The 18,672-nt window shown below is 75.0% G+C and carries 14 protein-coding genes and 1 pseudogene; 5 read left to right on the top strand and 10 right to left on the bottom strand.

The window, feature by feature from the left end; translation table 11 throughout:
- Positions 1–131: 131 nt before the first annotated feature.
- Both ACIQTO_RS10130 and ACIQTO_RS10125 read right to left on the bottom strand, forming a co-directional pair.
- Positions 132–1,070: a polysaccharide deacetylase family protein gene (locus ACIQTO_RS10130; protein ID WP_402385482.1), complete on the bottom strand. Its 939-nt coding sequence runs from the start codon at positions 1,068–1,070 to the stop codon at positions 132–134.
- 393 nt (positions 1,071–1,463) lie between these two features.
- Positions 1,464–2,335 (bottom strand): annotated as a pseudogene (locus ACIQTO_RS10125) (LysR family transcriptional regulator).
- Between the two features lie 68 nt (positions 2,336–2,403).
- On the opposite strand from ACIQTO_RS10125, the gene ACIQTO_RS10120 reads away from it, so the two are divergent.
- Positions 2,404–3,351 (top strand): EamA family transporter, encoded by a 948-nt coding sequence (locus ACIQTO_RS10120; RefSeq protein ID WP_402385479.1) that lies wholly within the window; start codon positions 2,404–2,406, stop codon positions 3,349–3,351.
- Positions 3,352–3,630: 279 nt separating this feature from the next.
- Here the strand turns inward: ACIQTO_RS10120 and ACIQTO_RS10115 are convergent, their stop codons facing one another.
- The 7 genes from ACIQTO_RS10115 to ACIQTO_RS10085 all read right to left on the bottom strand — a co-directional run bounded on the left by ACIQTO_RS10115 (position 3,631) and on the right by ACIQTO_RS10085 (position 12,513).
- Positions 3,631–4,101: a hypothetical protein gene (locus tag ACIQTO_RS10115; RefSeq protein WP_402385477.1), complete on the bottom strand. Its 471-nt coding sequence runs from the start codon at positions 4,099–4,101 to the stop codon at positions 3,631–3,633.
- A gap of 7 nt (positions 4,102–4,108) precedes the next feature.
- Complete coding sequence (locus tag ACIQTO_RS10110) at positions 4,109–5,413, bottom strand: NucA/NucB deoxyribonuclease domain-containing protein (protein WP_402385474.1); 1,305 nt, start codon at positions 5,411–5,413, stop codon at positions 4,109–4,111.
- Positions 5,414–5,447: 34 nt separating this feature from the next.
- Positions 5,448–5,984: a hypothetical protein gene (locus tag ACIQTO_RS10105; RefSeq protein ID WP_402385471.1), complete on the bottom strand. Its 537-nt coding sequence runs from the start codon at positions 5,982–5,984 to the stop codon at positions 5,448–5,450.
- 500 nt (positions 5,985–6,484) lie between these two features.
- On the bottom strand, positions 6,485–7,207 hold the full coding sequence (locus ACIQTO_RS10100; protein ID WP_402385468.1) for a hypothetical protein: 723 nt from the start codon (positions 7,205–7,207) through the stop codon (positions 6,485–6,487).
- 459 nt (positions 7,208–7,666) lie between these two features.
- Positions 7,667–8,407: a dienelactone hydrolase family protein gene (locus ACIQTO_RS10095; RefSeq protein WP_402385466.1), complete on the bottom strand. Its 741-nt coding sequence runs from the start codon at positions 8,405–8,407 to the stop codon at positions 7,667–7,669.
- A gap of 411 nt (positions 8,408–8,818) precedes the next feature.
- A complete protein-coding gene (locus ACIQTO_RS10090; RefSeq protein ID WP_402385463.1) occupies positions 8,819–9,652 on the bottom strand; it encodes an MBL fold metallo-hydrolase in 834 nt (277 codons plus the stop codon).
- A 20-nt stretch (positions 9,653–9,672) separates the two neighbouring features.
- Positions 9,673–12,513 carry an AfsR/SARP family transcriptional regulator gene (locus ACIQTO_RS10085; RefSeq protein ID WP_402385460.1) on the bottom strand — a complete coding sequence of 947 codons (2,841 nt, stop codon included), beginning with the start codon at positions 12,511–12,513 and terminating at the stop codon, positions 9,673–9,675.
- 354 nt (positions 12,514–12,867) lie between these two features.
- On the opposite strand from ACIQTO_RS10085, the gene ACIQTO_RS10080 reads away from it, so the two are divergent.
- From ACIQTO_RS10080 to ACIQTO_RS10070, 3 genes are all read left to right on the top strand, one after another.
- The gene (locus tag ACIQTO_RS10080) at positions 12,868–13,140 is read left to right on the top strand and encodes a hypothetical protein (RefSeq protein WP_402386274.1); all 273 of its coding nucleotides are present in this window, start codon (positions 12,868–12,870) and stop codon (positions 13,138–13,140) included.
- A 553-nt stretch (positions 13,141–13,693) separates the two neighbouring features.
- The gene (locus ACIQTO_RS10075; protein WP_402385457.1) at positions 13,694–14,233 is read left to right on the top strand and encodes an ArsR/SmtB family transcription factor; all 540 of its coding nucleotides are present in this window, start codon (positions 13,694–13,696) and stop codon (positions 14,231–14,233) included.
- On the top strand, positions 14,230–15,516 hold the full coding sequence (locus ACIQTO_RS10070; RefSeq protein ID WP_402385454.1) for an MFS transporter: 1,287 nt from the start codon (positions 14,230–14,232) through the stop codon (positions 15,514–15,516). The genes ACIQTO_RS10075 and ACIQTO_RS10070 overlap by 4 nt, the downstream gene beginning before the upstream one ends.
- Positions 15,517–15,784: 268 nt before the next feature.
- Here the strand turns inward: ACIQTO_RS10070 and ACIQTO_RS10065 are convergent, their stop codons facing one another.
- On the bottom strand, positions 15,785–17,677 hold the full coding sequence (locus tag ACIQTO_RS10065; protein ID WP_402385452.1) for an RICIN domain-containing protein: 1,893 nt from the start codon (positions 17,675–17,677) through the stop codon (positions 15,785–15,787).
- A gap of 256 nt (positions 17,678–17,933) precedes the next feature.
- Here ACIQTO_RS10065 and ACIQTO_RS10060 point away from each other — a divergent pair.
- A partial coding sequence (locus tag ACIQTO_RS10060; RefSeq protein WP_402385449.1) for a transglycosylase family protein occupies positions 17,934–18,672 on the top strand: 739 nt, incomplete at its 3' end.

The following is an 18,672-nucleotide window of genomic DNA, read 5'->3' as shown; positions in this document are numbered from 1 at the left end:
CGGGACCCTTCTGGACGCCGGTCGGCCGCCGTCGCTCTCCTCCACCCACGGCATCCGCGTCGACCCGACGCTGACGGCGGGGCTCCCGGGGCTCGCCCGGCTCCCGGCTCCCGGGGCACGGGGTCGGTCGGTCAGGTTCCGACGGCCTGGTGGGCGGCGAGCAGCTCCTCAAGGTCCACGACACGGTAGCCGCGATCGCGCAAGCCGGTGATCACCGCGGGCAGGGCGGCGACGGTCTGCGAGCGGTCGCCGCCGCCGTCGTGCATCAACACCACCGAGCCCGGGCGGACCTGGCTCAGTACCCGTTGGGCGATGGCCTCGGGGCCGGGCCGTGACCAGTCCTTCGCGTCGACGTCCCAGAGCACCGTGGTGAGGCCCAGGCCCGCCACCGCGTGGAGGAGTTCGGGGCTGCGGCCGCCGTACGGGGGCCGCAGCCAGCGCGGCGGGCGCGGGCCGCCGCCGGCGTGGACGAGGGTGTCGGCGGTGAAGCCGAGCTGGTCGGCGAGTCCGGTCGGGCCGAGATCGGGCAGGTAGGCGTGGGACCAGCTGTGGTTGCCCAGGGTGTGGCCCTCGGCCGAGACCCGGCGCACCACGGCGGGGTGGGCCAGGGCGTGCAGGCCGATGCAGAAGAACGCGGCGGGGGCGTCGTAGCGGGCGAGCACGTCCAGCACCCGCGGGGTGTACCGCGGGTGCGGGCCGTCGTCGAAGGTCAGCGCCACCACCGGTGCTGTACCGGTGCCACCGTTCAACAGAAGCCCTCGCCGGGCCAGTTGGTGTTCGACGGGTTCGCTGGCCTTCTCTTTCCCGGCGATCTCCTCCTCGCGGCCGCTCATCGTCCAGCCCCCGGGCGGTAGGGCCGTCAACCCGGCGGGGCGGGAGCGGCCGAGCGCGGCGAGCGCCTCCGCGGTGGCCTGACCATTCGTCAGGAATACGGGGTCGGCCCGGAGTACGGGTATGCCGGCGGCCGCGAGCGGGGCGTCCATGATGCCGTTGGCACTGTCGAGGACCACCGCTAACCCGTCGGGCGCCTGCCGCGCCAGCGCGACCAGGGCGGCCACCGGCACTTCCACGCCACAATGTTCATACGTCTCGACGACCCCCGGTGACCTGCCGCCCGCACCCGGCACGGCGATCCGATAGCCCTCACGTGTCACACCCACACCCGCGAACCGCACTGTTCCGTGCCTCCCTCGGACCGACCGCATGGACCGATCGAGGCCGGCCGGACGGCTGCGGCCCCCGCGCGAGCCCGTCGGCGCCCGATCGGCGGGCAGCCCAGATCATACGGACGACGGCCCGCTACGACGACAGGTCGTGCCATGTCGCCGCGACGGCCCTGGTGGGTTCGTACGGGCGCGCGTCCCGTCGATCGCCGGCCCCGGTCGGATCGCGCGGGTCGGCCCACGGTCACCCGCCGCAGGTCCGTCCGGTGGGATGGGTTGCCCGGACCGGGAGTTCGCGGATCAGTCGGTGGGACCGGTTGCCCGGCCCAGGAGTTCGCGGATCAGCCGGATCAGGTCGGGGACGGCCGGGTGGGGCGGGGTGTCGGCGCGCCGGGCCAGGAACAGGGGCACCGGCGGGGTGTCGGCGAGCGGGCGATAGGCGATCATCGGGTGCTGGTGCAGCCGGGGGGCGCGGTGGAGACGCCCACGGCCCGGCCCATGGCGATGGCGGTGAGCCACTCGTCGGTGTTGCTGACCTCGACGGTCGTCGTGGGGCGGGCGTCGGCGGGCCAGAGGTCGAGCGTGGTGGTGCCGGCGACGGTGTTCAGGGCGACCGGCCGGCCGGCGAGGTCCGCGAGGGTGAGGGTGGCGCGTTCGGCGAGGTCGCTGTCCGCGGGGACGGCCGCCACCCGCTCCTCCTCCAGCAGCAGTTCGGTCACCAGGCCGGGGGTGTTCACCTCGCCGCGCAGCAGCGCGACGTCGACGCGGCCCCGGGTGAGGCCGGCGGTGCGGTCGTCGATCCGGCGCAGGTGCAGGGGAGTGTCCGGGTGGTCCTGGTCCCAGCGGCGAAGCAGGGGGACGGTGTGCTCCCCCAGGGCCGGCCACGGGTGGCCGAGGCGCAGCGGCAGCACGGCCAGGGTGCGGGGGTCGAGGGCGGTGTCCACGGCGGCGAGTGCGGCGGCGGCCCGGTCGCGGAAGGTCCGGCCGGCGGTGGTGAGTTCGAGGTGGTGGGTGGAGCGGTCGACGAGTCGGGTACCGAGGTGGTTCTCCAGTTGGCGCAGCGTGCGGGAGAGCGCGGGCTGGCCCGTGTGCAGGCGGGCCGCGGCGCGGGTGATCGTCCCTTCCTCGGCGATGGCGAGGAAGGCGCGCAGGTGTCGCAGCTCGATGGTCATGCCCGGGGAGCATAACCGTCGTGGGATCGGCATTTCACGCGCCCGGCGCGGCTTCCTAGCGTGGAGGCATGACGAACACGACTTCAGGGACGGTGTCGCCGGTGGCGTCACCGGTGGCCGTGGCGGCGACGGGCGGCCCCGCGGGGGACCGCGTCCCGGTGGTGGCCGCGCCCGCCCGGGCGGGGGGCGCGTCCGGTGTCGCGATGGTGCTGGCCAGCACGCTCTCGGTGCAGTTCGGCTCCGCCGTCGCCGCGACGCTCTTCCCCCGGGTCGGGGCGCTGGGCACGGTGACGCTTCGGGTGACCGTCACGGCCGTGCTGCTGTTGGCCGTCTGCCGTCCCCGGCTGCGCGGGCACAGCCGGGCCGACTGGGCGGTGGCGGGTGCTTTCGGGGCCGCCCTCGGTGGTATGAACATCCTCTTCTACCAGGCGATCGAGCGGATCCCGCTCGGCGCGGCGGTGACCCTGGAGGTCCTCGGACCGCTCCTGCTGTCGGTCGTCACCGCCCGACGGGCCGCCGGCCTCCTGTGGGCCGCGCTGGCGTTCGCCGGGGTCTTCCTGCTCGGACGGGACGGTTTCGGCCGGCTCGATCCCGCGGGTGCCGGCTTCGCGCTCGGGGCGGGCGCGCTGTGCGCCGCCTACATCGTGCTCAACTCCCGTACGGGGCAGCGCTTCCCGCGCCTGGACGGGCTGGCGGTGGCGATGACGGTGGCCGCGTTGATGAGCCTCCCGCTGGGCATCGGGTCCTGCGGCGGCACGCTGCTGGAGCCGGGGGTACTGGGGCTGGGGCCGGCGGTGGCCGTGCTGTCCTCGGGGCTTCCGTACACGCTGGAGTTGCTGGCGCTGCGCCGGTTGTCCGCGCCGACCTTCGCCGTTCTGACCGGCCTGGCCCCGGCGGTCGGCGCGCTGGCCGGATTCCTGGTCCTGGGGCAGGAGTTGTCGGTGGGCCAGGGCCTGGCGGTCCTCCTGGTGGTGGCGGCCGGAACGGGGGCGGTGCGGTCGGGGCGGCGTGGGTGACCGGGGTGACCGGTGTAGCACGGCCACGGCCCGCCCACGGCCACGGCCCGCCCACGGCCACGGCCCGCCCACGGCCACGGCCCGCCCACGGCCACGGCCCGCCCACGGCCACGGCCCGCCCACGGCTCACGGCCCGCCCGCGGGCCTCGGCGCTGGGGCGGGGGGATCGGTTCCAGGGTTCGTGAGCGAGCCGGATCGGTTGTCAGGACGCGGCGGTGGGCCGGAGATCGAGGACGCTGGTGAACGGGCCGGTGCCTCTCGGGGGTCACTGCGGGCGCTTCACCCGGGCCACAGCCGCAGCAGCCAGTGCTCGGCCCGGTGGGGGAGGAGTTCTCGGGTGGGGCGGGGGGCGCCGCGGTAGGCGGTGAGGGTGTAGCGGCCGGGTGGGAGGCGCAGGACCGCGTCGGCCGGGAGACGGGAGACCCCGGAGGTGAGGGTGAGGCGGCCGCCTTCGAGGTCGACGGTGAGCTGGCTGCGGCGGGGCCAGTCGCCGGGCGGCGGCGGGGGCGGCGCGGTCCAGTGCTGGAGGGTGACGTGGGGGTAGTGGTCGGAGAGCGCGCTGTTGAAGGTGACGGCGCCGGCCGCGGCGGTCGCGAGTTGGTCGCGGCGCGGGGTCTCCGGTTCGTCGTCGGGCTCGCCGCCGGGTGCGGCGGCGGTGTCGACGAGGTGGAAGAGGTGGTGTTCGGCGCGCACTTCGGTGGCCAGTTCGGTGACCGGTGCGACGGGGGGTCGGCCGGCGGTCGGGTCCACGGGGCGGTCAGGGGTCGACCTGGACGTGGAAGGGGTCGTTGGTGAAGTCGCTGCCGAGGATGCGCCGGTTCTGGTAGAAGGCGCTGAGTTTGCCTCCGGAGCCGCGGTTGTCCCAGTCGTGGATGGGTTCGACGCTGTAGTTCTTGAGGTTGTCGTCGGCGCCTTCGAGGGTGGACGCGAAGGGGTACTCGTCGCAGTCCAGGCCCTCGTGGGCGTAGTCGGGGAAGTACGTCTGGCAGGCGGCGACGGCGACGGCGCGGTGCGCGTCGATGGCGGCCTGGTCGGCGACGCGGTGCAGCGGCGCGGCGCCGGGGGCGCCGGGGATCTGCTTGTTCGGGGCGTCGGGGACGGTCTGGTCGGGGTGGTACTGGGCGGTGATGATGTGGTCGGCGGACTCGGGGTGGTCGGCGCGGTTGATGTGCAGGGTCTCGGTGACCCAGGGGAAGACGCAGCCCTCGCCGGCGGCGGTGGCGATGAGGTAGGGGGCGGAGTCGCAGCGGATCCCGCTGTTGGGACCGTCGTAGGGGTTGGCCGCGCCTTCGCCGATGACCGAGACGTGTGCGGCGAGGTCGGCGTAGCTGATGAGGGCGGTGCCGAGGCCGCCGGTGGGATCCTGGCGGAAGGAGTAGTAGCGGCTGGTGACGGACCCCTCGGCGGCCCACAGTCCGATGGGCTGGATGTAGGGGCCGCCGAAGCCGCTGTCGACGACGCAGGGGCCGAACCCGGGCCTGGCGGTGCAGGTGACGTTGAGGCTGAGCGGTACCTCGGCGATGTCGCCTTCGAGGCGCCAGTTGTCGAGGACCTGGACGACGTCGACCTCGCGGCGTGCGTTGTGGCCGTACTGGATGTCGGTCATCTCGGCGTCCGCGCTGCCGGTGACGGAGCAGAAGATCCACCAGCAGGTGACGTGGGTGGGGTGGAGGTGGAACGCCTGGCAGGTGGCGAACCGCGATTTGCCGTAGCCCTGGTCGTGGAAGGCCGCGTCCTGCTCGCGGCACTCGTAGGCGGGCAGGTCGTCCTGGCCCGAGCGCTTGCCGGCACGGGGGGCGTGGTGCTCGTGCGGTCCGGGTTCCATGGCGCGGATGCGCTCCACGAGCTGGTCGAGGGGCTGCTCGTGGCCGGGTTCGGTCAGCGGGACGTGGGCGGGGGCCAGCAGGACGTAGTCCCGGCGGGCGGGGGCGTCGCCGGAGCCGGCCGCGTGGGCGGGGGCGGCGACCGTGGCGGTGGTCAGCGTCAGCAGGGCCGTGACGACGGCGGTCACGACGCCGCGGGGCCGGTGCCGGTGGCCGGGGGTGCGGTGGGCCGGGCGCATCGTTGCCTCGATTCCTGTGCGGGGAGTCCGGGACTCAGGAGCGGGGGTCGATGCGCCAGCCACGGGCGTCGCCGATCACGTCGGTGGAGGTGTCGGTGATGACCTGTCGGGTGTAGGCGTCGCGGAAGAGCCGGTACTTCACGTCGAACGCGGCGAGGTCGTTCGCGCACGTGCCGTTGGGGTAGCAGTGGTCGACGCGGATCTTGAGGACGACGGTGCGGTAGTCGGGCGTCTGGTCCTGGTTCTGGAACCAGGCACGGACCTTCCAGCCGGCGAGGCCGTAGCCGCGGTTCGGCGCGGCCTGGACGACGTCGAACGTCCATTCGTTGGCGGGGGTGAAGGCGCACGCGTTGATCGAGGTGTCGACCTCGGCGGCGCGCTCCCAGTCGCCGTAGACGTTCTGCGCCTGCAGGTGGTAGGTGGCCGAGGGGGCGCACGCGGTGGCGGCCCGGCCGGCTTGGGCGGCCTGGGCGGTCTTCGCGGCGGCGGCGGGCGCGGCGGCCGCCAGGGAGGCGACGGCCAGGGCGGCGGCCGCGAGTCGGAGCCCCGCGCGCGAGGTCGTGCTGTTCATCCGGTCTCTCCTCACCATTGACTGTTCGTGGACTACCCATTGAGCGTGACATGTAGTCATCGAGCGAGCACGCGCAGTATCGCCCGAGTGGACCCCCGCCGGGCTCCGGCCCCGCCCCGCCCGCCCGGCGTGCCGTTCCCGTCGGCCGCGCTGCCGTCGGCCCGGCGCGACCGGCCCGGCCTCCGGTCCCGACCCCTCGCCGTCGCCCCGGCGGCGGCCGGCCGGGGGCTGTCGGAGGCCGGCCGGGGTGGCTCTGCCGGCGGACGCGATTCGGGTGGCCGCGAGGCCGGTGACGGTCCGGGTCCCGGGCGCGCCCCTTCGAAGGGTGCGCAATCTTCGCAGAAGCGTCACGGCGAGGTCTGGAACCCTCACAGTCGGGCTGCCTAGGCTCCGCATGCGCACGACGACGTGCGCGGAACCCCGGCCGACGACGACCGGTGTGTGCCGGCCACCCCGGCAGCACGGGAAGATCACATGGACTACTGCGAACCCTGCCGCCGTCACCTGAACGGCGCGATGACCTGTCCCGGCTGCGGGGCCCTCGCGGACGCCCGGGCGATGCCGCCCGATGCCGCCGTGCCGCGGTCGCTGCCCGCCGGTTCGCCGCCGCCCGCGCCGCCCGCGCCGCCCGCGCCGCCCGCGCCGCCCGCGCCGCCCGCGCCGCCCGCGCCGCCCGCGCCGCCCGCGCCGCCCGGCCGGTCCGCCGGATCGGCGGGCCCCCGGCGCCCCGTGCGCCGCTCCGCACGCCGCCCGGGCGTGCTGGTGCTCTCCGTCGTCGGCCTGGCCGTGGCGGGCCTCGGTGCCGCGGCGCTGGCCGCCAACGGCACGGAGGGCGCGGCGCCCCCACCGGTCGCGGGCGGACCGGTCGCGACGCCGTCGCCCGGTGCCCCGACGTCCGCCGCACCGGCCACCACGACGGGCAGGACCACGGCCCCGGCCGCGCCGACCGCGCGGCGGACGGCCGCGAGCCCGATCGCCTCCGTCACCGCCTCCGTCACCGCCCTCGCCTCCGCCACCTCCGCCACCGTCTCCACCAGGGGCACCGCCCAGGGCGCGCCGACGGGCAGCCGGGCCCCGGAACCGGCCCCTTCGATCCCGCCGGTGCCCACCACGGCCCCGCCCACCGCGACCGCCACGCAGCCCCCGACGGTCTCGCCGCACCCCTCGGGCACCGCCACCCCGAAGCCGACGCCCACCTGCACCCCGTTCCTGTTCTGGTGCACGTAGCGGGGGCCTCGGTCGGCAAGGTCGGCACGCGGCGGCGGACATGGGCCGCCGTCCGCCGGGACCGCCTCCCGCGGCTCCGGCCCGAGGCCGGCCGGAAGCCGACCCGGTCCTGGCCGCCGGACACGTTCCTGCCGGCATGCCTCTGCCGGGCACGGCCTCGCCCCACTGCGGACCTGGCGCGGGCGGTCCACGACCGCCCGCGCCTTCGTCGACCTTCACGGCGATGCCGGGAATCCACCGGGAGAATCGCGCGAAGTCGCGATCAGGACCGGGAGGATTCGGTTCCGTGCCCCGGGACCGCCGGGCTAGCCTTGATCACGCAACTCGACGTCGATGTGGCGTACGCGGGGCCGGCCGCTCGGCGGAACGGCCGGCCCCGGGGACATCGCGGCGGGACCGGTCGGCCCACGTCGACACGGCCGGCCGGTCTCCACGAGGGGGACGAACGGCGGGTCCTATCGAGCCGTCTGCTTCAGGGTGCGGTCGAGAAGGGGCAGCAGGCGGTCCCAATGGCGCTGCAGCGCGGCGGGATCGAAGGCGTCGGTGTCGGACATGGTGAAGCCGTGGACGGTGCCGGGATAGATCTCGGAGGTGTGGTCGACACCCGCGGCGTCCAGGGCCCGGTTGAGCTCGCCGAGGGCCTCGGGCGTCAGGTCGCCTTCGGCGTGGCCGAGGTGGACCTGGGCCGTGAGCGCGGCGAAGCTGTCGGGCCCGTCGGCGCCCACGGGGCCGTGGAATCCGGCGACGGCGGCCATCCGGTCGGGGTGGGCCGCGGCGGTGCGCATCGCCAGGAGGCCGCCGATGCAGTAGCCGGTCACCCCGACCGGTCCGGCGCCGACCTCGGACTGGGCGGTGAGGAACCTGAGGTAGGCGTCGGCGTCGCGCAGGACACGGTCGGCGGTGTGCGCCTCGATCAGGGGCATCAGCCGGGCGAGGACCGCGGGCCGGGCCTCTTCTCCGATGTGCGCGGGGAGTTCGATCACCGGTGCCGGGCCGTGCCGGTAGAAGAGGTTGGGGACGAGTACGTAGTACCCGTGCCCGGCCAGCTCGCGGGCCATCTCCCGCAGCACGGGCCGGATGCCGAAGCCGTCCGGGTACATCAGCACCCCTGGGTGCCGGTCGCCGCGGTCGGGGAAGGCGGCGAACGCGTCGGCCCGGCCGTCCGCGGTGGGAATGCGCAGCGTCTTGGTGGGCATGAGTTCTCCTGTCGTGGTTGACGTGTCGAGCTGTGATCAACACGACAGGAGGGGGAGCCCGCGCGGCGGCGCCGGATCCTCGACCGCACAGCGGGCCCGCCCCGGCTCGTACGGCGCTCAGAAGAGCACCGGGTCACCAATCCGTGTGCGGCGCAAGGCCATCCCGGTCGTCATGGCCGTGCAGCCTAGCCCACCTCACGGGACCCTCGCTCCACCAGGCCCGCGATCGGACTCCTCCGACGGGCCGGGGGCCCGGCCCGGCAGGCGTTCTGCCGGCCGGTGGAGAACTCGGGCCCGCTCGACGACGGCGAGCCTGGCCTGGGCCGGGGTGGACGCCCCGTCGCCTCCGCCGCCCGGCCCAGTCCGTGGCCACTCCTCGGCGCGGCATGAGTCAGGGCCCCTCAGGGTGGGTCAGGAGGTGCCGTCCGGACGCGGGCCGAGGCCGGCCGGGTCGTGGGCGCAGATCAGCCGTACCTCGTCGTGGTGGGTGCGGCGCAGTTCGCGCAGCCGCTCCCGGTTGTGCAGGCGGGCGCCGTTGTCGACCGCCATCATGCGCTGGAAGGCGGTCAGCCCGGGTGGGCGGCGGGGTGCGGCAGGATCGACGTCCGTCTGTGAGAAGTAGGCGTCGCCGCAGTGCAGCAGCCAGCGGTCCGCCTCCCGGACGGCGACGCCGCAGTGGCCCCGGGTGTGCCCCGGGAGCGGGACCAGCAGGAGGTCGGGGGACTGGCGCGGGAGCGGCGGGATCGCGCGGAAGCCGTACCAGCTCTCGGTGGCGGCGCTCGGCCGGTGCTCGACCCAGCGCGGACCGTGGGCCCACTGGACCGGGCGGTAGCGGTCGCGTTCCCCGCGGGTCGCCAGGGCCTCGGCGGCCCGGAGCTCGTCGGCGAGGACGTGCACTCGGGCGTGCGGGAAGTCGGCGATCCCGCCGGCGTGATCGGGGTCGAGGTGGGTCAGGACGATGTGGCGGACGTCGCGCGGGTCGTGGCCGAGCGCGCGGACCTGGTGCAGCGCGGTGGTCGCCGGTTCCAGCCGGGGCCGGACCGTCCGCAGGAACGACCGCCCGAGCCGGCGGGGGTCCGCGACGTCACCGGTCCCGAAGCCGGTGTCGACCAGGATCAGCCCGTCCGCGCCCTCCACCAGCAGGCAGTGGGCCGCCAGCCGTCCGACCAGTGGTCCGCCGCTGCCCAGCAGCAGCCGGCCCCCGACGGGGCACATGGTCGCGCAGTTCAGGTGATGGATGGTCATCTCGTCTCCGATGCGCCGTGCTACGCGATCCGCATGTCGCCGCGGGCCCGGGGGCCGGGCACGGCCGTGCCCGTCGGCGCCCGGTGGCCCGCGGGTCGAGTCAGCAGTCCGTCCAGCTCCTCGGCCAGCCGGACGTCCCCGTGCGCGGTGTACAGCTCGCCCGCGGTCCGGAGGTGGTCGCGGGCCTCCTCGGCCCGTCCCGTCCCCGCCAGGAAATCGGCGAAGTGACGCCGCGCCAGGGCGTGCAGCCGCCCGTTGCCGCTCGACCCGCACAGGCGCAGGGCCTCCCGCCAGACCCGTTCGGCCGCTTCCGGTTCTCCCAGTGCCTGTCGGGCGAGCGCCTCACTGACCATCGCCCACAGGTGGGCATTGGCCGTCGGACGATCGGACAGCAGGGCGCGCGTCTCGCGGGCGTGCTCCAGCGCGGTCACCGGCTCGCCCAGCACCACCTTGATCGCCGCCGCGTTGCTGAGCACGGTGGCGGCGTGCTCGCGCAGCCCGCTCGCCCGGATGAGGGCGAGGGCGGCCCGCGCGATCCGGTCGGCCTCGACGGTGTCGCCGGACAGGGCGGCCATCGAGGAGCGCACGGAGAGGGCGTGGATGTGCAGTTCGCCGTCGTCCGGTGTGGTCCGGCCGACGGCCCGCCCGGCGAGCGGCAGCGCCTCGGCGACGCGTCCGCTCGACCCGAGCGCGCAGGCCGTCGCCGTCTCCATGGCGGCCAGTCCTTCCCGGCCGCCGTCCAGCCGGGCGGCCCGCAGCCCGACCCGCAGGCAGTCGAGCCGGTCGGCGACGCGTCCGGCACCGTAGTAGAGGGTCGACGTCGACCGGGCCAGGCGCCACGCGCGTTCGTACTCGCCGCGGTCGGTCGCGGCCGTCACCAGCGCGCGGAGCACCGGCTCCTCGGCGTGGCACCAGGCGAGCGTGGACCGGACGTCGTCCAGCCGCGGCAGCGCACGCGGCCCGGGCCCCGGCGGCCGGAACGGCTCGTGGTACGGGTTCATCCGCCGCACCGCCAGGCCGCTGGCCACGAGCTCGTAGTCGACCAGGCGTCGGAACGCCTCCCGCTGCCGTTCGGGGGCCAGCCGGTCGAACAGCTCCGTGCCGTAGAGCCGGACGAGATCGTGCCGGCCGAAGCGGCCGGGCGTCTGCTCCGACAGCAGGTGGTGCGCGGCGAGCGGGCCGAGCGCGTGACGAGCCCCCTCGGCGTCCGTGTCCAGCAGCGCGGCGGCCGCGTACGGGTCGGTCGCGCTCCCCGGGTGCGCGGTCAGCAGCGCGAGCAGGCGCCGCGCGTCGTCGGGGACATGACGGTGTGTCAGGGTGAGCGCCGCCCGGACGCTGACCACCCCGCCCTGGGTGCCGAGCGCGGCCAGCCGGGTGCCCTCGTCGGTCAGCTCGTCCACCAGGTCGGCGACCCGCCAGCCCGGGCGCGCGGCGAGCCGGGCGGCCACGATCCGCAGGGCCAGCGGGAGCCGGTCGCAGAGCTCGATCAGCCGCCCGGCCGGCTCCGGCTCCGCCGCCACGCGCTCGACGGTGAGCAGGCGCTCCAGCAGGCGGTGCGCGTCGGCGGACGGCAGGGCGGCGAGCCGGAGCAGCGCGGCACCGTCGGTGACCACCAGGTCCTCCAGGCTGTTCCGGCTGGTGATCACCGTGGCGCAGCCGGGTCCGGAGGGCAGCAGGTCGGCCAGGTCGGCGACGCACCGCACGTTGTCCAGTACGACGAGCAGCCGGCGCCCGCGGGTGTGGTCGCGGAAGAGTGCCGCCCGCGCGGCCCGGTCCTGCGGGATCGCCGGCTCGGGCAGGCCGAGCGCCCGGAGGAAGCGTCCCAGGGCCTGGACCGGGTCGCCCGGTCCTGCGGGGTCGAAGCCGCGCAGGTCGGCGAAGAGCACGCCGTCCGGGAAGCCCGCCGCGGCGTGGTGGGCCCAGTGCAGCACCGTCGCGGTCTTGCCCACGCCGGCGGGGCCGGCCACCACGGCCAGGCCGTCCCCGGTCCGGTCCGGCCCGCACCGCTGGTCCAGCCAGCGGTTCTCCGCCGCGCGGCCGACGAAACCCCGGGGCGGTCCGGGCAGGTCACCGGTGGCCGCCGACGGCGCGACGGGTGCGTTCGCCGTCGCGGGGGCACCGGGCGGCTCGGCCGCCAGCACCTCGGCCAGGGCCTCCTGCAGCGCGGGCCCCGGTACGACGCCGAGTTCCTCGTCCAGCCGGGCCCGGGCCCGGTGGTAGACGCGCAGCGCGTCGGGCCCGCGGCCGCTCTGGTGCAGACAGCGCATCAGCAGGGCCGCGGTGGGCTCGCGCAGCCCGTCCGCGCGGACGCTCTCCTCCAGCGCGGGGACGGCCGTGCGGCCGTGTCCGAGCCGCAGCTGCCGCCCCGCCCAGCCGGTCAGCGTCTCGGTCCGGCCCTCGTCGAGCCGGCCGGCCAGGGCGGCGCGCAGTGGGGTGGCCGGAAGGTCGGCCAGGGCCGCGCCACGCCACAGCCCGAGCGCCCGCTGGAGCAGCGCGGCGGCGGTGGCGTCGTCGGCCGTCGCGGCGGCCCGCGCGGTCAGGGAGGCGGCGGCGAGCGCGTCGACCGCCTCGGGGGCGCCGTCGAGCCGGTAGCCGGGCGCGCGGGTGGCCAGCGTGAAACCCGAACCGGCCAGCACCTTGCGCAGCGCCGCGACGTGTCCCTGCAACGCCGCCCTCGCCCGGGTCGGCGGCTCGTCGGCCCACAGCAGCTCGAAGAGCCGCTCGACCGCCACCGTGCGGCCCAACTCCAGGGCGAGCAGGGCGAGCAGGGCGAGCACCCCCCGCCGTTGCGCACCGCTCACCGCGGCGGCCTCGCCGTTCGCGAGCCGCAGCTCGACCGGCCCGAGTAGCCGAATCCCCATCGTCCCCGTCCCGCCCGCTGCCTGTACTGCCGTCTCCGTGTAGGGCCACCGGCATCCTACCGGCGGGTAGCATCCCGGTGGCACCCGTCGTCCGACGGGGGAGGGGGCGACGTCGCCGGCCGGCGCCGCCGGCCCGCCCACTGAGCGGCCGATGTTCTCGGGCAACCCGTACGCCCGGCACCTCCAGTGGCGCTTCGCCAACCGGTGTGGTCGGGAACGGCGTTCAGGACCGCTCCTGACCCCGGTGCGGGCGCCGCCGGCAGGGGCGGGGGAGGGTGGGCCTGAGCGCCGTCCGGCGGCACCCTGGCCTCCTGTTCGGAACGTGTGTCGGTGGTGGCTGGGATGCTGGCGGGCATGGACGACGAGGCGCTGTTGCGGGGCCGGGTGTACGGGACCGACCACGACGACCCGGACCCCGGCCCGAGGCCCGGGCGTTCCTACCGGGAGCTGGTCGGGGGCCCGCTCGACGGCCTCCTCCTGGACGTCACCGGCTGGGGCGAGGCGGAGGTCGCCGGCGGCGCCGCGCTGCCCACCGAGATCGGCCGGTACGGCGCGGGTGGACGTGCTCACTACGAGCCGCGCGCCGAGGATCCGCGGCGGTGGGACTGGAGGGGCGATACCCGCTGACGTACCCGTGACCCGGTCTGTCACGTGACCCGGTCCGTCATGTGACCCGCCGCGCGCTGACCGGGCCGCGCTCCGACCCGCCGCGCGGCCCGGGTCGGGCGGCAGGTGGCGGGCGGCGCGGATGATCTCCGCGGCGGCGACGGCGGGGCGTCCGCCGACCCGGCCACGGGCGCGCGCCGCGGCGAGGCCCCCGGCGGCGGTGAGCGTGCCGAGCCGCTGCTCCAGCCTCCGCCCGCCCGTCGGCACTCGGGCGTACCCGAGTTCGCGTTCGGTGCGAACGAGCGGTCCGACAGCGGGCAAGTCGGCTTCACCACCAGCATGCTGAATGATCGTCATCATCCCGACCCCTGTCGGAGGACGGCGATCCGAGGTGGTCGAACGACCTGGGTTCGATGGGCTTCCGCGCCGGGCGGGACGCAGTCGTCCGGGTGCGGGGTGAGCGAGGTCGGGAAGGAGCCTGCGGGAGCGAAGGCCTCATGTGCCGGACGGTCGATTCCGAACGTCCGGGCGAAACCCCTTGCCTAATGGTCAAGAAACGTTGACCATTAGGCGCATGCCTACCGACGATCTTCCCGAGACGTTCCACGTCACCACGGACGAGCAACTGCGCGCCGTTTCCAACCTCACGCGCCACCGGATCATGGCCGTGCTCCGCTTCGAGCCCGCGACGATCACGCAGATCGCCGAGCGGGTGGGTCTCGCGAAGGGGAGTTCCAGCTACCACGTCCGGCTGCTGGAGCGGGCCGGCCTGGTGAAGGTGGTACGGACGCGGAAGGTGCGGGGTGTCACCGAGCGGTACTACGCGATGGCCGCGCGGGCGATCGTACTGCCGGATCCGGGCGAGGGAGGGCCGGATGTGCTGATGCGGCACGCGGTGGCGGACTTGGAGGCGTCGCCGGCGGACGGCGAGCGACACGTGGGGATGGCGCATCTGCGGCTCACCGAGGAGCAGTTCGCGGAGCTGGGGGCGCGGCTGCGAGCCCTGGCGAACGAGTACCGAGCGCTGTCCGATCCGTCCCTGCCGGACGCGTCACTCGTCTTCGCGCTGTTCCACCCGGCACCGCGCCGGCAGGCCGAAGGGGACGCCAAGTGACCTCAGACATTCAGAAGTTGCCGACCGGGTTCGGACGGCTGTGGACCGCGCAGACGGTGTCCTCGCTCGGTGACGGGGTGTCGCACGCCGCGCTGCCGCTGATCGCCCTGACGTTGACGCGGGATCCGATGGCGCTCGCCGTCGTCACGGCCACCGGAACGCTGCCGTGGCTGCTCTTCGGGGTGCTCGGCGGTGCGCTGGTGGACCGCTGGGACCGTCGGCGCACGATGTGGGTCACGGACGCGGCGCGTGCGGCGCTGCTCGCGATACCGGCGGCAGCGGCCGCGCTCGACGTGCTGAGCATTCCGTTGCTCGCGGGCGTCGCCTTCCTGCTCGGCCTCGGCGGACTCTTCTTCGACACGGCCGCCACGGCCTACCTGCCGGATCTGCTCGGCCGCGACCCCGCGCTCCTGGAGCGCGCCAACTCCCGCCTGCGCGGCGCCCAGACCGCCGCGTCCGGCTTCGCGGGGCCGCCCGCGGGCAGTGCCCTGCTCGCACTCGGGCGGGCGGTCCCGCTGCTCGCCGACGCGGTGTCGTTCGCGCTCTCCGCCCTGCTCGTGCGGTCGCTGCCCGCCGCGCCCCGGCCCGTACCGCAGGCCCGTGAGTCGCTGCTGCGGCAGGCGCGGGCCGGCGCCTCGTACGTGTTCCGGGATCAGTTGCTGCTCGGGCTCGCGCTGCGTCCGGCGGTCGGGAACATCGCCTTCCTCGCGGTGGAGACCGTACTCGCCCTCTTCGCGCACGATCGCCTCGGCATCGGCACCTTCGGCTTCGGCCTGCTCCTCACGGCGGAGGCCACCGGCGGTCTGCTCGGCGCGGGCATCGCCTCCTTCCTCGGCCGACGACTCGGCACCGGCACCGCGCTGACCTGCACGGCCGCGGTCGAGGGGCTCGCCATCCTGGGCCTTGCCGCCGCCCCGAACGCGTACGTCGCCGGTCTCGCGCTCGCCGTCTGCGGAGCGGGCATGGGCGCCACGATGGTGCTCGGCCCCTCCCTCCGCCAGGCCATCGTCCCCGCCCACCTGATGGGCCGGGTCGCCTCCACCTCCCGCATGCTCGCCATGTGCGCCGCCCCGTTCGGCGCCTTCCTCGGCGGCTGGCTGGCCACCACCTACGACGTACGCGCCCCGCTCTACACCGCGGCCGGCCTCCTCCTCGCCATGACCGTCGTCACCGCGACCATGACCGGCAACCGCCGGGTCGAGGCGGCGCTGCGTGCCGCCGCCCCGGCCGATGCCCCGGATCAGCCGGAATCCCGGGAGCCCGTTCCGGAGGGTGTCAGCTAGCGCTCCACGGGAGCGCCGAGCCCGACTCGGTGCTCCCCGTCTCCCAAGAGCCCGTCTCCCAAGAGCCCGTCTCCCAAGAGCCCCTCGCCCCTCGCACCGGGCAGTGACGGGGCTCCCGGGGAAAGGCCCGCGATGACCGACTCCCGCTCCTGTGGACAACACCCGCTCCTGCGAGCACGCGACCCCCGAGGTCACGTCGCAAACGACGTCGTCCATCGGGCGCCGGCTCAACGGCCGTGGCGGACAACCGGCGCCGGAGGCCGACCCGCTACCGGCGCGGGCCGTAGCTCCAGTAGTGGTCCGGGTAGTCTCCGCACGGGTACTGCATCAGTGGGGCCTCCGGGGCACTGCTGCCGCGGGAGACGGCGAGACACTGGTGGCTGTTGCCGTTGACGAAACGGATGCCGTGTGGCCATTTCTCGATCATCCAAAACTGCCCGGGGCTGTTCCCGCACGCCGACTGGACGACCGTGGCGGCGGCTTCGGTGCTGGAGTCCCGGACGGAGAGGCACAGGGCGCTGTTGTAGCTGACGATCCGGTAGTAGGTGTCGCCGGCGGCGTCCGTGTGGGACTTCTGGCTTTCCCAGAAGTGATCGGGGAAGTCCGCACAGGGGAACTGCTGGACCTGCCGGCCCTCGTCCCGGCTGCCGCCGGAGGTGGTCACGCACTGCAGGCTGTTGCCGTTCCTGATCTCCACCGATCCTGTCGGCGGTGTCATCGGGGTTCCGCCGAGGCGGCCGGGCTCCGGGGGATCGGGCAGCGGCGTGGTCGTCGGTGCGGAAGGGGCCGGCGACGGTGCGGGCCGTTCGCCCCCGGCCGACGGTGATGAGGTGGCGAGGGGCGGTGGGACGCCGGGCCCCGCCGTCGGAACCACCGTACCGGCGGGTGCGGGTAACGGCGGGGGGCTCGGTGTTCCCGTGCTCCGGGAAGCAGCGATGTCCGGTGCGGGAACGGTCGATGAGGTGGTCGGCCGCTCGACGGGAGTCGGCCCCGGGGTGTCGACCGCCCCGGGCGGGGAGGTGCCGGCGCTCGCGACGGCTGTCTCGGCGGCGGTACCGGCCGGTCGGGTGGCCGTCCCGACGGGGGTACCGGCCGCTAGAGGAGCCGGTCCGACGGGGGAGGGAGCCGCCGTGCCCAGCCGCTGGCCCACCAGCACCCCGGCCAGCACCAGCGCTCCGGCCAGCAGGGCGGCCACCGCGCCCATCGCCGCACCGGAACGGGCCGTTCGGCGCCGGGCGCCTGCGGACACCCCGTGCGGCGGCCCGGTGAACGTGGAGCCGAGCACGAATGCGGTGGTCCGGCGGTTGTCCGCGGTCCGGACCAGCTCGCCGCGGACAATCCCGTGTCCGGCCCCGGCCGGCACCATCCCGGTCAGCTCCCGGCGTCGGTCGGCCAGCGCCTCCCGCACTTCGACGAGATCGCCGTACAACCGCCGCAGCGCGGGAAGACGCGCCTGAACGCCGTCGGCCACCACCAGCTCGGTACTCGCCGCCCGGTCGTCGTCCGCCCGGGCGGGCCCGCACTCCTGACCGGCCAGAAGCCCGAGGGCGGCGCGTTCCAGCTGTGCCGCCCGCTGCGCCTCGCGCGCGCTCTCCCGGATACGCCGGACCTCGGCCAGGCAACGCGTCGCGTCGCGCAGCTGGGACCTGCGCAACCGCGCGCCGTCCCCGTCGGCCACCCGCCACGCGGAGCGGCCGGTGTCGTCGGCGGCGCCGGTACCGAGTTCACCCCGCAACTCGGCCACGATCGCCACCAGCACGCGGATCAGCTCCTCCGCCTCCGCGACGCCCTCCTCGGCGAGCCGTTGCGCCCGACGGGCCTCCTCCAGCGCCTGCCGCGCCGCGGACCGTCCCGCCGCGGGCGGCCGGAGCCCCCGGGCCGCCCGGGTAGCCTGTTCGTGCAGCTCACCCGCACGCGCCAGCAACACCGCCCGGGCCCGCGGGTCCGCCACGCGGTCGTGGACCAGGCGCTGGAGCAGGTGCCACGGAATGTCCTTCTCGGCGGAGCGGTACTCGCTCCAACTGGTCTTGCCGACGGGGTGACGCCGGGCCAGCTCGCGGACGGTGACGCCGGACGTCACCTCCTGTACGAACCGGGCCAGGGCGTCCGCCTGCGCGGTCTCTCCCTTGAGCTGTCCCTGCGGACGTCCAGCACGACCCACGTTGTGCCCCCCTTGCCTTGGCCGCGGCCAAACCCGATTGTCCGCAGCTCATCTGGCCATCGACCGAATCCTCATGGCTGGACAATCAAACATGTCGAACCATGGGGCCTCCACCGGTTCTTCGGACAACCTGCCGAAGCCCGCGACGGAAACCGCCGGGCCTCCGGGCCCGTAGCCGAAGCCCCTTCAGGAAGGCACTCGCGTGGACACGCGCACAACGGTGGCCGTTCCCGCCATCGCGGACAGGACGACCCAGATGCCTCGAACGGGACGAACCTCCCGCTCCTCCCGACTCATCCGCACCATCGGCGCCCTCACCGCGACGGCGACCGCCGTCGCCCTCGGCCTCGGTCTCGGCCAGGCGAGGGCCGCGTCCGTGGCCACCTGGGAGAAGGTCGCCCAGTGCGAGAGCGGAAACAACTGGAGCATCAACACCAACAACGGGTACTACGGCGGCCTGCAGATCAACCTCACCAACTGGAGGTACTACGGCGGCACCGCGTACGCGGCCCGGCCCGACCTCGCGACCAAGAAGCAGCAGATCCTGATAGCCGAGAAGATCCTGGCCGACCAGGGCGCCCGTGCCTGGACCTGCGCACCCGGCACCGGCCTCGGCACCGACCACGCCAACCCGTATCCGGACCCGACTCCGACGCCGTCACCGGCCAACCGCGTCATCGAGGCTGTCGAGAACGGCGCGTTGCACGAGATCTACACCGACTCGGCCGGTGACTGGCACGACAACCCGGTCCTCGGGGTGGGTGGCAGCATCAGTGCTCTGGCGTTCGCTTACAGCCCTTCCGGTGCGCGGGTGGTCGAGGCCGTCGAGAGTGGCGTACTCCACGAGATCTACACCGATCCGGCCGGTGACTGGCACGACAACCCGGTCCTCAATGTCGGTGGCAGCATCAGTGCTCTGGCGTTCGCTTACAGCCCTTCCGGTGCGCGGGTGGTCGAGGCCGTCGAGAGTGGCGTACTCCACGAGATCTACACCG

It is taken from the genome of Kitasatospora sp. NPDC091207 (assembly GCF_044768625.1).
GTDB lineage: Bacteria > Actinomycetota > Actinomycetes > Streptomycetales > Streptomycetaceae > Kitasatospora.
This window is presented reverse-complemented; position numbering and strand designations above follow the sequence as displayed.

Bases quoted from the DNA above. Each gene is read 5' to 3' on its own strand.
- ACIQTO_RS10120 (WP_402385479.1), top strand. From the start codon at position 2,404: ATGACGAACACGACTTCAGGGACGGTGTCGCCGGTGGCGTCACCGGTG.
- ACIQTO_RS10110 (WP_402385474.1), bottom strand. From the start codon at position 5,413: ATGCGCCCGGCCCACCGCACCCCCGGCCACCGGCACCGGCCCCGCGGC.
- ACIQTO_RS10105 (WP_402385471.1), bottom strand. From the start codon at position 5,984: ATGAACAGCACGACCTCGCGCGCGGGGCTCCGACTCGCGGCCGCCGCC.
- ACIQTO_RS10095 (WP_402385466.1), bottom strand. From the start codon at position 8,407: ATGCCCACCAAGACGCTGCGCATTCCCACCGCGGACGGCCGGGCCGAC.
- ACIQTO_RS10090 (WP_402385463.1), bottom strand. From the start codon at position 9,652: ATGACCATCCATCACCTGAACTGCGCGACCATGTGCCCCGTCGGGGGC.
- ACIQTO_RS10085 (WP_402385460.1), bottom strand. From the start codon at position 12,513: ATGGGGATTCGGCTACTCGGGCCGGTCGAGCTGCGGCTCGCGAACGGC.
- ACIQTO_RS10080 (WP_402386274.1), top strand. From the start codon at position 12,868: ATGGACGACGAGGCGCTGTTGCGGGGCCGGGTGTACGGGACCGACCAC.
- ACIQTO_RS10075 (WP_402385457.1), top strand. From the start codon at position 13,694: ATGCCTACCGACGATCTTCCCGAGACGTTCCACGTCACCACGGACGAG.